This is a genomic window from Pseudonocardia sp. WMMC193, assembly GCF_021728735.1.
GTDB lineage: Bacteria > Actinomycetota > Actinomycetes > Mycobacteriales > Pseudonocardiaceae > Pseudonocardia > Pseudonocardia oroxyli.
In genome coordinates this window covers 5,951,056-5,967,208 of the sequence record NZ_JAKKDO010000003.1, presented here as the reverse complement: position 1 = coordinate 5,967,208, position 16,153 = coordinate 5,951,056, and the positions used below count along the sequence as shown (strand labels likewise).

Annotated in this window: 9 protein-coding genes; 2 read left to right on the top strand and 7 right to left on the bottom strand. The window is 70.4% G+C overall.

Annotated features, from left to right (window positions below):
* Window positions 1-468 precede the first annotated feature (468 nt).
* Entirely contained in the window at window positions 469-2,748 is a 2,280-nt protein-coding gene (locus L3X23_RS30580; protein ID WP_237196637.1) for an alpha/beta hydrolase fold domain-containing protein, read from the top strand.
* A 145-nt stretch (window positions 2,749-2,893) separates the two neighbouring features.
* Here L3X23_RS30580 and L3X23_RS30575 read toward each other — a convergent pair whose 3' ends face one another.
* The 3 genes from L3X23_RS30575 to rpoB form a co-directional block, all read right to left on the bottom strand.
* Window positions 2,894-3,592, bottom strand: coding sequence for a LuxR C-terminal-related transcriptional regulator (locus L3X23_RS30575; RefSeq protein WP_237196636.1), 699 nt, complete (start codon window positions 3,590-3,592; stop codon window positions 2,894-2,896).
* Window positions 3,593-3,749: 157 nt separating this feature from the next.
* The gene (locus L3X23_RS30570) at window positions 3,750-7,652 is read right to left on the bottom strand and encodes a DNA-directed RNA polymerase subunit beta' (RefSeq protein WP_237196634.1); all 3,903 of its coding nucleotides are present in this window, start codon (window positions 7,650-7,652) and stop codon (window positions 3,750-3,752) included.
* 31 nt (window positions 7,653-7,683) lie between these two features.
* On the bottom strand, window positions 7,684-11,190 hold the full coding sequence (rpoB, locus tag L3X23_RS30565) for a DNA-directed RNA polymerase subunit beta (RefSeq protein WP_237196632.1): 3,507 nt from the start codon (window positions 11,188-11,190) through the stop codon (window positions 7,684-7,686).
* 589 nt (window positions 11,191-11,779) lie between these two features.
* On the opposite strand from rpoB, the gene L3X23_RS30560 reads away from it, so the two are divergent.
* Entirely contained in the window at window positions 11,780-13,432 is a 1,653-nt protein-coding gene (locus L3X23_RS30560; RefSeq protein ID WP_237196630.1) for a class I adenylate-forming enzyme family protein, read from the top strand.
* Window positions 13,433-13,490: 58 nt separating this feature from the next.
* On the opposite strand, the gene rplL is transcribed toward L3X23_RS30560, so the two are convergent.
* The 4 genes from rplL to L3X23_RS30540 form a co-directional block, all read right to left on the bottom strand.
* Window positions 13,491-13,883 carry a 50S ribosomal protein L7/L12 gene (rplL, locus tag L3X23_RS30555; protein ID WP_093076941.1) on the bottom strand — a complete coding sequence of 131 codons (393 nt, stop codon included), beginning with the start codon at window positions 13,881-13,883 and terminating at the stop codon, window positions 13,491-13,493.
* Between the two features lie 48 nt (window positions 13,884-13,931).
* Window positions 13,932-14,483 carry a 50S ribosomal protein L10 gene (rplJ, locus tag L3X23_RS30550; protein WP_093076938.1) on the bottom strand — a complete coding sequence of 184 codons (552 nt, stop codon included), beginning with the start codon at window positions 14,481-14,483 and terminating at the stop codon, window positions 13,932-13,934.
* A gap of 297 nt (window positions 14,484-14,780) precedes the next feature.
* Entirely contained in the window at window positions 14,781-15,548 is a 768-nt protein-coding gene (locus L3X23_RS30545; RefSeq protein ID WP_237196627.1) for a hypothetical protein, read from the bottom strand.
* Window positions 15,549-15,564: 16 nt separating this feature from the next.
* Window positions 15,565-16,128: a hypothetical protein gene (locus L3X23_RS30540; protein ID WP_237196624.1), complete on the bottom strand. Its 564-nt coding sequence runs from the start codon at window positions 16,126-16,128 to the stop codon at window positions 15,565-15,567.
* Window positions 16,129-16,153: the final 25 nt, after the last annotated feature.

Below are 16,153 nucleotides of genomic sequence, written 5' to 3'. Positions count from 1 at the left end.
CTGCTCGTGATGCTCAGGTGTCTCACCCGGGCGGAGGCCCGGCTGGGCGGATCGTGCGTGCCCGCTCGGGTCCGGGAGCCCCGGTTCCACTCCGGGTGCCGACCCCCGAGGTCGGGCGTGTCGCGACTCGTGCACCCACCGGGAGTCGGGGAACCCTCGGGAGCGTCCGGGACGGACGGAGGGCACGCGAATGAACGCGCGCACGTCACAAGGGTACGCGGCCCCGGAAACGAGGGTCAAAACGGGTCCACACCCGCACGCCTCGTCCGCCCGCCGGTCGTCTGCCGGCCACCGCCGCGTTCCCCGCAGGGTGCCGCATCCGCCCGACGCCGGGCAAGGCGACTCACCCGCTCGTCGCAGATCGACTCGCGCTCGCCGCACCCGACGCCCCTTCGGGCCCCGCCGGTGCCAGGGACGGCCCGTGCGGCCCCTCGGCTGTCGTGACCTGCATCGTTACCCTCCCCGATCATGCGCCTCACACTGCCGTGTGCCGCTGTCCGCACGGCGACCCGACTGCTGGTCGCCCCGTCGCTCTCGCCCCGACTGCCGACGTCGGTCGCCCGCAGGCTGGTCGACGTCCAGGGCAGACTGCTGCCCGTCCCGCGCGGGACCCGGACGGACCGGACCGCGGACGGACTGCGCGTCCGGACCCCCGGGGCCGACCCGCAGCGCCGCGTGCTGTTCCTGCACGGCGGCGGCTACATCGTCGGTTCGCCCTGGTCGCACCGCTCACTGGCGGCCTGGCTCGCGGAGTCCACGGGCGCGCCGGTCGACCTGCTCGACTACCGGCTCGCCCCGGAACACCCGTACCCGGCGGGGCTGGACGACGCGGAGCAGGCCTATACCGCCCTGCTCCGCACACACTCTGCTCAACACCTCGCCCTCGCCGGAGATTCCGCGGGGGGCGGGCTGGTTCTCGCGCTGCTGCTCCGCCTGCGCGACAAGGGGATCCCGCTCCCCGCGACCGTCGGGCTGATCTCGCCGTGGGTGGACCTCTCGCTGACCGACCCGCACATCGAGGGCAACGCGGGCTCCGACGCGATGCTGGGCCCGGGCCTGCTCCGGGCGGGACTCGACGCGTACCTCGGGGGCCGCCCGGTCCCGCCCGAGCTGCGTCCACTGGAGGCCGACCTCTCCGGCCTGCCGCCGGTCCACGTGCTGGCGGGCGCGGACGAGGTGCTGGTCGGGGACGCGGACCGGCTGGTCGAGAAGCTGGAGCGGGTCACCTACCGCCGCTCCCCCGGCATGTGGCACGACCACGCGCTCGAGGCGGGCCTGCTCGACCGCGCGCACGCGGACCTGCGTGAGCTCGGCCTGGCGCTGCGCCGCGACCTGGCCGCCCGACGGCCGCGGGTCGCCGTCGTCGGGGCGGGGTTCGGCGGCATCGGGATGGGCACGGCGCTGCGGGAGGACGACCTCGGCGGGGTCACGGTGCTGGAGAAGGCGGCGCGGCCGGGCGGGGTGTGGCGGGACAACACCTATCCCGGCGCGGCCTGCGACGTCCCCTCCCACCTCTACTCGTACTCGTTCGCCGCGGGTGACTGGAGTCGCCGCTTCGCCCCGCAGCCGGACATCCTGCGCTACCTGGAGGGGGTCGCGGGCGAGCTCCCCGTCCGCTACGACACCGAGGTCACGTCGGCGAGCTGGGACGACGCCGCGGCGGTGTGGCGCCTGGCCACGTCCGACGGCGAGATCGAGGCCGAGGCCCTGGTCTCCGCCTGCGGGCAGCTCTCCCACCCCGCCGTCCCCGAGCTGCCCGGCCTGGGGTCCTTCACCGGCCCCGTCTTCCACTCCGCCCGCTGGGACCACTCGGTGGACCTGCGCGGCAAGCGGATCGGCGTCGTCGGCAGCGGCGCGAGCGCCATCCAGTTCGTGCCGGCGATCGCCCCGGACGCCGCCCGGGTGACGGTGTTCCAGCGCTCCGCGCCGTACGTCATCCCGAAGACCGACCGCCCCTACCGACGGCCCGCCTCGCGCCTGCGCGCCCGGCTGGCGCGCACCTTCTGGACCGGGTTCTTCGAGTTCGGCGCCCTCGGCTTCACCGCGATCAAGCCCTTCGCCCGGGTCTTCGCCCTGGCCCACCACGCCCAGCTGCGTCTGCAGGTGCCCGAGGCGGGTCTGCGGTCCCGGCTCGCGCCCGACTATCCGGTCGGGTGCAAGCGGGTGCTGCTGTCGTCGGACTGGTTCCGGGCGCTGGCCCGGCCGAACGTGGAGGTCCGGACGGAGAAGATCGTCGAGGTCACCGCGGAGGGCCTGCGGACCGCGGACGGCGTGCTGCACCCCTGCGACGTGATCGTCTTCGGGACGGGGTTCCGCACCCAGGACTTCCTGGCGCCGATGCGGGTGACCGGCCGTGCCGGGCGGGAGCTGTCCGAGGAGTGGCGGGACGGGGCTCGGGCGCACCTGGGCGTGACGGTCCCGGGCTTCCCGAACCTCTTCGTGCTCTACGGCCCCAACACCAACGTCGGGTCCGGCTCGATCGTGCACATGCTGGAGTGCCAGATCCGCTACGCGCGGGAGGGCATCCGGCGGCTCGCGGGCGGCGCCCGCTCGATCGAGGTCCGCCCCGACGTGGCGTCCGCCTACGACGTCGAGATGCAGGGCAGGCTCGGCGACAGCGTCTGGACCGAGTGCACCAGCTGGTACCGCACCGACTCCGGCCGCATCACCAACAACTGGCCGGGCACCATGCGCGAGTACGCCCGCCGCACCGCCGTCTTCGACCCCGCCGAGTACGTCGTCGACTGAGGGGCGGGGCGGGTGCATGTTTCGTGCTCTCAGCGCTGTCCGAGCAACGCTGAGGGCACGCAAACGCTGATCATGCCGCGCTGAGCGCACGAAACGTGGGCTCTCAGTGCGCCCGGCGCTCAGCGCGCTCCACGATCCCGCCCGGCTACCCGCGGGCGGCGCGGGCGGCGAGCTCGGTGCGGTTCTGCACGCCGGTGCGGGCGAAGATCCGCTTGAGCGTCTGCTTCACCGTGTTCGCGCTGATGTGCAGCGCGGCGCCGATCTCGGCGTTCGTCCGGCCGCGCACGACGAGCGCCACGATCTCGCGGTCCCGCGCGGTCAGCGGCAGCGCCGCCCCCGGCTCGACCGGCTCGGCGGGGAAGCGGGCGACGAGAGCGGACACGTGGTGGGCGAGCGCGGCGGCCCGGCCGATCTCCGCGGTGCTGAACGGTGCCGCGCCCCGCCGCCGGGTGAACCCGAGGGTTCCCACGATCCGCCCCTGTCCCAAGAGGGGGGCCGCGATGTAGTGCTCCAGGTCCGCGGGCGCCATCACGTGGTCGTAGAGGTCCGTCGCGTGCCAGCGATCCGACCCGAGCAGGTCCAGCGCGCTGACCGCGACGTGCTCGGCGACGATCAGGTCGAGGACCGGGTCACAGTCGCGGCCGAGCTCCTCGTAGCGGCGCAGCACCGAGTCGCTCAGGCCGACCGCGTCCGCCGAGACCGGGCGGTCGTCCGGTCCGTGCAGGTAGATGGCCCGCACATCGCTCCCGAGGGCCGCTCCCGCATGCTGCAGGAAGGCCGTGCGCACGTCCGCGACAGAGCCGGCGGCCGCCATCCGGTCCGCCACCACCTGGAGCGCGCTCATCGAAGTACTCACCCGGGTACTAGCTCGGAAGCGTGTGTGGATCCGAGTATGACAGCCCGTCCGCAGCCCAGGGGGGTGCCGCGGGCGGGCCTACAGCTCGCGAGACGACGAACGGGCCGGCCACCCGAAGGTGACCGGCCCGTTCGCGTGCTGCGGACTAGCGGAAGTCCCGACCGAAGTCGTAGTCGTCCAGCGGGACCGCCGCACCGGTGCCGGTGCCGAACACGTCGGGGCTGTAGTAGCCGTCGTCGTAGCTCGGCAGCGCGTAGGCGGCCGCGCGGGCCTCCTCCGTGGGCTGCACCTGGATGTTGCGGTACCGGCCGATCCCCGTGCCCGCGGGGATCAGCTTGCCGATGATCACGTTCTCCTTCAGCCCGACGAGCTTGTCGCGCTTCCCGTTGATCGCGGCATCGGTGAGGATCCGGGTGGTCTCCTGGAACGAGGCCGCGGACAGCCACGACTCCGTCGCCAGCGAGGCCTTGGTGATCCCCATGAGCACCGGGCGGCCGGAGGCCGGCTCGTTGCCCTCGGACACCACGCGCCGGTTCTCCGACTCGAACTCGCCCCGCTCGGCGAGCGCGCCGGGCAGGAACTCGGTGGCACCCGAGTCGATGATCGTCACCCGGCGGAGCATCTGCCGGACGATGACCTCGATGTGCTTGTCGTGGATGTCCACGCTCTGCGTGCGGTACACCTTCTGCACCTCACGCACGAGGTGCAGCTGCACCTCACGCGGACCCATGACCCGCAGGACCTCGTGCGGGTCCGCGGTGCCCTCGAGCAGCAGCTGCCCGACGGCCACGTGGTCACCGTCGCGGAGCGGGCGCTCCTCGCCGTCGACCACGGTCATGGCCAGCCACTGACGCTTCGACAGCTTCTCGTAGACGATCTCCTCGCCGCCGTCGTCCGGCGTGAGGGTGATCTTCCAGAAGCGGTCGCCGTCCTCGATTCGGATCCGGCCGTCGACGTCCGCGATGGGCGCCTTGCCGCGCGGCACGCGAGCCTCGAAGAGCTCCGTGACACGGGGCAGACCGGTCGTGATGTCGTCACCGGCGACACCACCCTGGTGGAAGGTACGCATCGTCAGCTGCGTACCCGGCTCACCGATGGACTGGGCGGCGACGATGCCGACGGCCTCGCCGACGTCCACCAGCTTGCCGGTGGCCATCGAGCGGCCGTAGCACATGCCGCAGATGCCGGTGGTCGACTCGCAGGTCAAGGCGCTGCGCACCCGGATCGACCGGATGCCCGCCGCCACGAGGGCGTCGAGTGCCGGGTCACCGAGGTCACCGCCCTTCTCCACGATGACGTTGCCGTCCGCGTCCCTGACCTCGTCCGCCGAGCAGCGGGCGTACACCGACGTGCGGATGTAGCGGTGCGGGATCAGCGTCCCGTCCGCCGTCTCCTCGGTGACGGCCATGTTCACGGCGCGGGAGGTCCCGCAGTCGACCTCGCGGACGATGACGTCCTGCGAGACGTCGACCAGACGACGGGTCAGGTAACCCGAGTCGGCGGTCCGCAGCGCGGTGTCCGCCAGACCCTTCCGGGTGCCGTGCGTGGAGATGAAGTACTCCAGCACGGTCAGGCCCTCGCGGAAGTTCGCCTTGATCGGGCGGGGGATGTACTCACCCTTGGGGTTGGCGACCAGACCACGCATGCCGGCGAGCTGCCGGACCTGCGTCATGTTGCCCGCCGCGCCCGACTTCACGATCATCGGGATCGGGTTGTCGTCGGGGAAGTTGTCCTCCATGGCCTTGGCGACCTCTTCGGACGCCTGGGTCCAGATCTTGACCATCTCGTCGTTGCGCTCCTGGTGGGAGAGCGCACCGCGCTGGTACCGCTTGTTGACCTGGTCCGCCTTGGCCTCGTACGAGTCCAGGATCTCCTGCTTGTTCGGCGGCACCACGACGTCGTCGATCGCGATCGTGACGCCCGAGCGGGTGGCCCAGTAGAACCCGGCGTCCTTCAGGCGGTCGAGGCACTGCGCGACCTCGGTCATCGAGTACTGCTCGGCCAGCTCGTTGATGATCGCGGCCTGACGCTTCTTCGGGAGCGCCTCGTTGACGAACGGGTAGTCCGCCGGGAGGAGCTCGTTGAAGAGCACCCGGCCCAGGGTCGTCTCGGCGAGCCAGACCTCTCCCTCGGGCACCTCGATGCCGGCGACCGGGGCGACCCCGGGGAGCCGGATCTTGATGGGCGCCTGCAGGTGCAGGGCCTTGCGGTCGTACGCCATGATCGCCTCGGCGACCGAGCTGTAGGACTGCCCGTTGCCGAAGGCGTCCGGCCGCTCGCGGGTCAGGTGGTACAGACCCGTGACCATGTCCAGACGCGGCATGGCGAGCGGACGACCCGACGCGGGCGACAGGATGTTGTTGCTCGAGAGCATCAGCACCCGGGCCTCGGCCTGGGCCTCGGCCGACAGCGGCAGGTGGACGGCCATCTGGTCACCGTCGAAGTCCGCGTTGAACGCCTCGCAGACCAGCGGGTGCAGCTGGATGGCCTTGCCCTCCACCAGCTGCGGCTCGAAGGCCTGGATGCCGAGGCGGTGCAGCGTGGGCGCACGGTTGAGCAGCACGGGGTGCTCGGAGATGACCTCCTCGAGCACGTCCCACACCTGCGAGCGCCCGCGCTCCACCATCCGCTTGGCGGACTTGATGTTCTGCGCGTGGTTCAGGTCGACCAGCCGCTTCATCACGAACGGCTTGAACAGCTCCAGCGCCATCTGCTTGGGCAGACCGCACTGGTGCAGCTTGAGCTGCGGGCCGACGACGATGACCGAACGGCCGGAGTAGTCGACGCGCTTGCCGAGCAGGTTCTGGCGGAACCGGCCCTGCTTGCCCTTGAGCAGGTCGGACAGCGACTTGAGCGGCCGGTTGCCCGGGCCCGTCACCGGACGGCCGCGGCGGCCGTTGTCGAACAGCGCGTCGACGGCCTCCTGCAGCATCCGCTTCTCGTTGTTGACGATGATCTCGGGCGCGCCGAGGTCGATCAGTCGCTTGAGGCGGTTGTTCCGGTTGATGACCCGGCGGTACAGGTCGTTCAGGTCCGACGTGGCGAAGCGGCCACCGTCGAGCTGCACCATGGGGCGCAGGTCCGGCGGGATGACCGGGACGCAGTCGAGCACCATGCCCATGGGCGAGTTGCCCGTGGTCTGGAACGCGGCGACGACCTTGAGGCGCTTGAGGGCGCGGAGCTTCTTCTGCCCCTTGCCGCTGCGGATGATCTCGCGCAGCTTCTCGGCCTCGGCCGGGATGTCGAAGGTCTGCAGCAGGTTCTGGATCGCCTCGGCACCCATGGCGCCGGTGAAGTAGTCCCCGTACCGGTCGTACAGCTCGCGGTACAGCGACTCGTCCGGGATCAGCTGCTGGACGTCCAGCTTCGAGAACGTCGTCCAGATCTCGTCGAGCCGGTCCAGCTCACGCTGGGCGCGGTCGCGGAGCTGGCGCATCTCGCGCTCGCCGCCGTCCTTGACCTTGCGGCGCACGTCACCCTTGGCACCCTCGGCCTCGAGCTCGGCCAGGTCGGCCTCGAGCTTCTGGGCCCGGGCCTCCAGGTCCTGGTCGCGGCGCTGCTCGACCCGCTTGCGCTCCACGCTCATCTCGTTCTCGAGCGTGGACAGGTCCTGGTGACGCAGCTCGGTGTTCACCGAGGTGATCACGTAGGCGGCGAAGTAGATGATCTTCTCGAGATCCTTCGGCGCCAGGTCGAGCAGGTAGCCCAGCCGGCTCGGCACACCCTTGAAGTACCAGATGTGCGTGACCGGGGCGGCCAGCTCGATGTGGCCCATCCGCTCACGACGCACCTTGGCGCGAGTGACCTCGACGCCGCAGCGCTCGCAGATGATGCCCTTGAACCGGACGCGCTTGTACTTGCCGCAGTAGCACTCCCAGTCCCGGGTCGGACCGAAGATCTTCTCGCAGAAGAGTCCGTCCTTCTCGGGCTTGAGGGTGCGGTAGTTGATGGTCTCCGGCTTCTTGACCTCGCCGTGCGACCACTGGCGGATGTCCTCAGCGGTAGCCAGGCCGATCCGCAGCTCGTCGAAGAAGTTGACGTCGAGCAAGATTGACTTCCTTCTCTACGGTTCGGCCGGGTCAGTTGACGACGTCGTCGACGGTCATCGAGTCGCTGCCGGGGCGGCTGGACAGGTTGATGCCCAGGTTCGCCGCGGCGCGCTCGAGGTCCTCGTCGTCCGTGTCGCGCATCTCGATGGCGGCACCGTCGGAGCTGAGCACCTCGACGTTCAGGCAGAGCGACTGAAGCTCCTTCAGCAGCACCTTGAACGACTCCGGGATGCCCGGCTCGGGGATGTTCTCCCCCTTGACGATGGCCTCGTAGACCTTGACCCGACCCACCACGTCGTCCGACTTGATGGTGAGCAGCTCCTGCAGCGTGTACGCCGCGCCGTAGGCCTGCATCGCCCAGCACTCCATCTCACCGAAGCGCTGGCCACCGAACTGGGCCTTACCGCCGAGCGGCTGCTGGGTGATCATCGAGTACGGACCGGTGGAACGCGCGTGGATCTTGTCGTCCACCAGGTGCGCCAGCTTCAGGATGTACATGTAGCCGACGGCCACCGGGAACGGGTACGGCTCGCCGGAGCGCCCGTCGAACAGCTGCGCCTTGCCGTCCGGCCCGACCATGCGGTCGCCGTCCCGGTTCGGCCGCGTGCTCGCCAGCAGCCCGGTGATCTCGTTCTCCTTGGCACCGTCGAACACCGGGGTGGCCGTGTTCGTGTCGGGGGCCACGGAGTAGAGCTCCTCGGGCATCTTGGACGCCCACTCGGGCTTGCCCTCGATCTCCCAGCCGGACTTGGCGATCCACCCGAGGTGGGTCTCCAGGACCTGGCCGATGTTCATCCGTCGCGGCACACCGTGCGTGTTCAGGATGATGTCGACCGGGGTGCCGTCCGGCAGGAACGGCATGTCCTCGGCGGGCAGGATCTTGCCGATGACGCCCTTGTTGCCGTGGCGCCCGGCGAGCTTGTCGCCGTCGGAGATCTTGCGCTTCTGGGCCACGTAGACGCGGACCAGCTCGTTCACGCCGGGGGGCAGCTCGTCGTCGTCGTCCCGCGAGAACACGCGGATGCCGATGACCTTGCCGTTCTCGCCGTGGGGCACCTTCAGCGACGTGTCGCGCACCTCGCGCGCCTTCTCGCCGAAGATCGCGCGGAGCAGGCGCTCCTCCGGGGTCAGCTCCGTCTCGCCCTTGGGCGTGACCTTGCCGACCAGGATGTCGCCGGGCTGGACCTCGGCACCGATCCGGATGATGCCGCGCTCGTCCAGGTCCGCGAGGACCTCCTCGGAGACGTTCGGGATGTCCCGGGTGATCTCCTCGGCGCCGAGCTTGGTGTCCCGCGCGTCGATCTCGTGCTCCTCGATGTGGATCGAGGTGAGCACGTCGTCCTGCACGAGGCGCTGCGACAGGATGATCGCGTCCTCGTAGTTGTGGCCCTCCCACGGCATGATCGCCACGAGCAGGTTCTTGCCCAGGGCCATCTCGCCGTTCTCGGTGCACGGCCCGTCGGCGAGCACCTGGCCCACCTCGACGCGCTGGCCCTCGTCGACGATCGGCTTCTGGTTGTTGCAGGTGCCCTGGTTCGAGCGCCGGAACTTGTTCAGCCGGTACGTCTGCCGGGTGCCCTCGTCCGCCATGACGGTGATGTAGTCGGCGCAGAGCTCCTCGACCACACCCGCCTTCTCGGTGACGACCACGTCGCCCGCGTCGACCGCGGCGCGCAGCTCCATGCCGGTGCCGACGAGCGGCGACTCGGAGCGGAGCAGCGGCACGGACTGGCGCTGCATGTTCGCGCCCATGAGGGCACGGTTCGCGTCGTCGTGCTCGAGGAACGGGATGAGCGCGGTCGCGACCGACACCATCTGCCGCGGCGAGACGTCGATGTAGTCGACGCCCGTGGGCGAGATCAGGTCGACCTCGCCGCCCTTCATGCGGACCAGCACACGGTCCTCGGTGAAGGAGCCGTCCGCGTTCAGCGGCGCGTTGGCCTGCGCGACGACGAAGCGGTCCTCCTCGTCGGCCGTCAGGTAGTCGATCTGGTCGGTGACCTTGCCCTCGACGACCCGGCGGTACGGCGTCTGGATGAAGCCGAACGGGTTGACCTGGGCGAACGTGCTCAGCGAGCCGATCAGGCCGATGTTCGGGCCCTCAGGGGTCTCGATGGGACACATGCGGCCGTAGTGCGACGGGTGCACGTCTCGCACCTCGAAGCCCGCCCGCTCACGCGACAGACCACCCGGACCCAGCGCCGAGAGCCGCCGCTTGTGCGTCAGCCCGGCAAGCGGGTTGTGCTGGTCCATGAACTGGGACAGCTGCGAGGTGCCGAAGAACTCCTTGATCGCGGCCACGACGGGCCGGATGTTGATCAGGGTCTGCGGCGTGATGGCCTCGACGTCCTGCGTGGTCATCCGCTCCCGGACGACGCGCTCCATCCGGGACAGGCCCACACGGACCTGGTTCTGGATGAGCTCGCCGACGGTGCGCAGACGACGGTTGCCGAAGTGGTCGATGTCGTCCGTCTCGACGGGGATGTCCCGCCCGTCCTTGGCCGCCATCTCCGTCTCGCCCGCGTGCAGGCGCACGAGGTACTCGATGGTGGTGGCGATGTCCTCCTCGGTCAGCGTGCCGACCTCGGTGGGCTCGGTCAGGCCGAGCTTCTTGTTGACCTTGTACCGGCCGACCTTGGCGAGGTCGTAGCGCTTGTCCTTGAAGAACAGGTTCTCCAGGAGCGTCTGCGCGCTCTCGCGAGTCGGCGGCTCGCCCGGGCGCAGCTTGCGGTAGATGTCCAGCAGCGCCTCGTCCTGCCCGGCGGTGTGGTCCTTCTCCAGCGTCGCGAGGATGGTCTCGGAGAACCCGAACCGCTCGCGGATCGCCTCGGTGGTCCAGCCGAGCGCCTTGAGCAGCACGGTGACCGGCTGGCGGCGCTTGCGGTCGATGCGGACACCGACGGTGTCGCGCTTGTCCACGTCGAACTCCAGCCACGCGCCGCGGCTGGGGATGACCTTGACCGAGTAGACGTCCTTCTCGGTGGTCTTGTCGATGGCGTGGTCGAAGTAGACGCCCGGGGAACGGACGAGCTGCGACACGACGACGCGCTCGGTGCCGTTGATGATGAACGTGCCCTTGTCCGTCATCACCGGGAAGTCACCCATGAACACCGTCTGGCTCTTGATCTCGCCGGTGGTGTTGTTGGTGAACTCCGCGGTGACGAACAGCGGGGCACCGTAGGTCATGTCCTTGTCCCGGCACTCCTCGACGGAGGCCTTGACCTCGTCGAAGCGCGGGTCGGAGAAGGACAGCGACATGGACCCCGAGAAGTCCTCGATCGGAGAGATCTCCGTCAGGATCTCCTCGAGCCCGCCGACGGGGTTCTCGTCCCCGGCGTCGATACGGCGCTGGAACCACGCCTCGTCGCCGACCAGCCACTGGAACGACTGGATCTGCAGGTCCAGGAGGTCCGGGACCTCCAGGGGCTCGGCGATCTTCGCGAAGGAGACGCGGGTGGGTGCGCCGGGGAAGTTCGGGTTCGCCGAGACGACGCTCCCAGGGGTCGCAGTGGTCACGGTGGCGCGGGAGACAGCCAAGATGCGTCCTTCCGAGAACTACGCTCTCGTCTGGCGAATGCGGCCCCGCAGGCGCTACCGTCTTCGTCGTCCGCACCGGGTACCGGGCCGTACCGTGGCCGATCCGGGCGACGTTGTCGGGTGTCACCGGGGAGCTGAACTCGCCGTCTGTTGTCAGGGCGCAGCCACCCGACCAGGTCCGCCGAGCACGATGACGGACCTTCCGACCGGCTCGAAGACCGGTGAGACTTCCGACAGCGTGCACGCCGAACCTGGGCGGAGGCAGCGCAAAGAGTCAGTCTAGCCGCCGATGCAGCCGCTGTCGAGACACGTCGCTCAGCTCACCAGGGTCAGCCAAGCACCGTGACGTAAGAGTGACCTGACAGGCGCACCGAGTCAAGACCGTACGCGTCGGTAAGTGGTCCTTCTCGGAGGACGACCGGCACAGACGTGGTGGCGACCACCCGGTCGACGGTCGGCCCGCCGCGCGTCACCATCTGCCGCTCGGCCGAGAGTTCACTCTTCCGGACCATCCGAGGGACCAGTTTACGCCTCCGTCGCGAGGGGCGATCATGGGACCTGCTCCCTCACCGTCGACGGAGGACCACTCGTGAGCGTCTACGACTCCAAGCCCTGGCTCGCCCGCTACGACGACGGGCAGCCCGCCTCGCTGACGCCCGAGTTCCCGGACATGGTGTCGCTGCTGCGGGCCACCGTCGCCGCCCACCCGGACGCGGACGCGATCCGGTACTTCGACGGCCGGATCAGCTACGCCGAGCTCGATGCCCGGTCCGACGCCCTGGCCGTCGGGCTGCTCGACGCGGGGTTCGCCCCCGGCGAGCGCGCGGCCCTGTTCGTGCAGAACGACCCGCAGTACGTCATCGCGCTGATCGCGGTGTGGAAGGCGGGCGGGATCGCCGTCAACGTCAACCCGATGAACCGGGAGCGGGAGCTCAAGCTGCTGCTCACCGACTCCGGGGCAGCCGCGCTGGTCACCCTCGAGTCCATGTACCCCGTCGCGGCGGCGGTGCTGGCGGAGACGGACGTGCGGATCGTGGTCACGACCTCGGAGCTGGAGGACCAGACCCGGAACGACCCGCGGATCCTCGGCGGCGTCTCCCGGGTCGCCCACGAGGGCACGCTGGACCTGGCCGAGCTCGTCGCGCGGTTCCGGGGGCGGCGCCCGCCCACGGTCGACCTCGCGCCGGAGGACACGGCCGTGCTCACCTACACCTCCGGCACCACCGGGCCGCCCAAGGGGGCGATGAACACCCACGCCAACCTGGTGTTCAACTCCCAGACCTACCGGCAGCTCTGCGAGCTCGGGCCGGACGACGTGATCCTCGGCGTCGCCCCGCTGTTCCACATCACCGGGCTGATCGGACACGTCACCGCCGCGCTGCTGCTGGGCTGCCCGCTGGTGCTGTTCCACCGGTTCGACCCCGCCGTGGCGCTGGAGGTCATCGAGCAGGAGCGGGCGACGTTCACGGTCGGCTCCATCACCGTGTTCATCGCGCTGATGAACGCGCCCGGCGCGCGTCGGGAGTCCCTGTCCAGCCTGACGAAGATCTGGTCCGGCGGGGCGCCGATCCCGCCGTCGACGGTGAAGGCCTTCGAGAGCACGTTCGGGCAGTACATCCACAACATCTACGGGCTCACGGAGACGACCTCGCCGAGCCACGGGGTGCCCGCGCACGCGCAGGCACCCGTCGACGAGGCCTCCGGGGCGCTGTCGGTGGGCGTGCCCGTCTACGACACCGTGGTGCGGATCGTGGGCGAGGACGGCGAGGACCTGCCGCCCGGCGAGGTGGGCGAGATCGTCACCACCGGGCCGCAGGTGGTGAAGGGGTACTGGAACAAGCCCGAGGAGACCGCCAAGGCGCTGCCCGGCCGGTCGCTGCACACCGGCGACGTGGGGTACATGGACTCCGACGGCTGGTTCTACATCGTCGACCGCAAGAAGGACCAGATCAACGTCTCGGGCTACAAGGTGTGGCCGCGCGAGGTCGAGGACATGCTCTACGAGCACCCGGCCGTGCGCGAGGCCGCGGTGATCGGGGTGCCGGACGACTACCGGGGCGAGACGGTCAAGGCCTTCGTCTCGCTGCGGCCGGGGGCCTCGGCGACGGCCGCGGAGCTGATCGCCTTCACCAGGGAGCGGATGGCGGCCTACAAGTACCCGCGGCAGGTGGAGTTCCTCGACGAGATCCCGAAGACGGTCAGCGGCAAGCTGCTGCGCCGCGAGCTGCGCGACCGGCCCTGAGAAGCCCGAAGGGCGGGCACCCGAGGTGGGTGCCCGCCCTTCGCGCGTGGAACGGCTGTCAGGTCAGCGAGACCTTGGCGCCGGCCTCCTCGAGCTTCGTCTTGGCGGCCTCGGCCGCATCCTTGGCGACGCCCTCGAGGACGGGCTTCGGGGCGGACTCGACGAGGTCCTTGGCCTCCTTGAGGCCCAGGCCCGAGACCAGCTCGCGGACGACCTTGATGACCTGGATCTTCTTGTCACCGGCGGCGTCGAGGACGACGTTGAACTCGTCCTTCTCGGCCTCGGCCTCGGCCGGGGCACCACCGGCGGCGGGGCCGGCGGCCGCGACGGCGACCGGGGCGGCCGCGGTGACCTCGAAGGTCTCCTCGAACTTCTTCACGAACTCGGAGAGCTCGATGAGGGTGAGCTCCTTGAACGCGTCGAGCAGCTCGTCGCTGGACAGCTTCGCCATGACTGGCTCCTTCTGTGTTGCTGAGTGTGTGGGGGTGGTGGAGCCGGATCAGCTCTCGGCGGCGGCCGCGTCGGGCTCGCCACCTTCGGCGGCCTTCTTGTCGGCCAGGGCCTGGACCAGACGCGCGACCTGAGACGCCGGAGCGTTGAACAGACCGGCGGCCTTGGCGAGGTTGCCCTTCATCGCGCCGGCCAGCTTGGCCAGCAGGACCTCGCGGGACTCGAGATCGGCGAGCCGCTCGACCTCCGTGCCGGTGAGGGCACGGCCGTCCATGTAGCCGCCCTTGATCACCAGGCCCTTGTTGTCCTTGGCGAAGGTCTTCAGCGCCTTGGCGGTGTCGACTGCCTCGCCGGTGACGAACGCGATCGCCGTCGGGCCGGCCAGGAGCTCGTCGAGGCCGTCGATTCCCGCATCCGCCGCCGCACGCTTGACCAGCGTGTTCTTGGCGACGCGGAAGCTGGCATTCTCGCCCAGCGCGCGCCGCAGCTCCTTGAGCTGCGCCACGCTCAGACCGCTGTAGCCCGTGACCACCGAGGCGGACGAGCCCCTGAAGCGCTCGGCGATCTCCTCGACCGCCTCGACCTTGTCGGGACGTGCCATGTGGTGCCTCCTCTCGGGTGTCGGGTGGGACCACCGCATCCGGTCCGGAGACGACGAACGCCCCGTGCGCAGGGCACGGGGCGTAGGAGGCGCACGACGGCGCTACTGCAACCTCGTCCTCCTGCGCGGGCCGCCCGGCGAGCCGGACCTTCGTATGCCCCGAGGGGCACAGACCTGCGGTCTTCGGTGGAACTGACGACAAGCATACGCGCGGCCGTCCCGGCCCGACGCCGGGGGGTCGAGATGAACCTCAGCCACGTCGCGAGGGGTCGCGGACGTGGCTGAGGTTCATCTCGGTCAGGCGACCTGGACGTCCGCGATCTTCCACTGCCCGTCGACGTACTGGCCGGTCACCGTCAGCCTGCCCGCCGCGGCGACCTGCTGCTGGTCACCGGCCGCGCGGGTGGCCTGCTGGTCGAGGAAGACGACCATCGTCGCCCGGTCGCCCTCGATGGACTCGACGGCGGACTGGCTGATCGTCGCCGTGACGACGGCCTGCTGCTGCGGGGCCAGGTTCCGGACCTCGCCGAAGAGCTGGTCGAACTGCTGCCCGAACTCCGGCGTGATGACCGCGCGGGCCGCCGCCTCGTTCTGGTCGAGCCGGGTGAAGTCGTAGGAGTAGACGGTCTTCACCGCGTCCCCGAGCTGCTGGCTGACCTGCGTGGTCGCCGCGACGTCCACCAGCGCGGTGTTCCGCGCCGCCGGGGTGTGGCTCATCGTCCACCAGCTCACCCCGGCCAGCACGGCCAGCGCGACGAGGACCACGGTCGCCCCCGCCAGGACCGCGGTGCCGCGCCGGGTGGTGGGCGGGGCGGGGAGCCGCAGGCGCCGGAGCGCGCCGAACCGCCCGCCTGCCGGCGCCGCGGAGGTCCCCGACGCTTGGGCGTCCCGAGCGTCGCTGGGTGGTGCTTGGGCGTCCCGAGCGTCGACGGCGTCGGGGGCCTCAGTGGAGTCGGGGGCGGCGCGCTCGGGGCGGGACGACGGGCGACCCGCGACCGTGGGGCGGCGGATGCCGGTGCTCGCGCGGCGCCGCTTGCCGGTGGTGGTGCCGTTCTGGGGAGTCATGACCTGTTCCTCCTGGTCAGCTCGCGCCACCGGGCGCACGGACCGGGGCCAGCTTGCTGACCTTCCAGCCGTCGTCCGTCTTGGTCATCTCGAGCTGGAGGCGCTGTCGGGTGGTGATGGGCTGCTGGCCGTCCGGGGTGACCTGCACGTCCACCCCGACGAGCACCCGGGCGATCCCGGCCTGCTCGTTCAGCTCGCTCACGGCGGCGTCGGACACCGTGGCGGCGGTGGTGCGCTTGGACTCCCCCACGAACTGCGCGTACTGCGCGCGGTTGGTGCGGAACTCGTCCAGCACGGCGCCGGTCGAGGTCTGCTCCCAGCGGTCGAGACCGCCGTCGACGTCGTGGAAGTCCAGCGTGTTCAGGCTGATCGCGGCCTGCCGGGCGGCGACGAGGACGTCGTCTCGCTCCTCGGCGAGCGTGCGCCCGCCGCTGAGCAGCGTGGTCAGCCAGAGCACCCCGAAGACGACGGCGGCCAGCGCCGCGACGGCCGCGGCCAGCTGCAGGGCACGGCCGCGACGCGAGGGGGCGGCGTCGGGGGTGGGGGCGTCGACCTGACGCTCTGACACGGGGGCTGTCATGCGTGGTTCTCCATCCGGTGGGGGA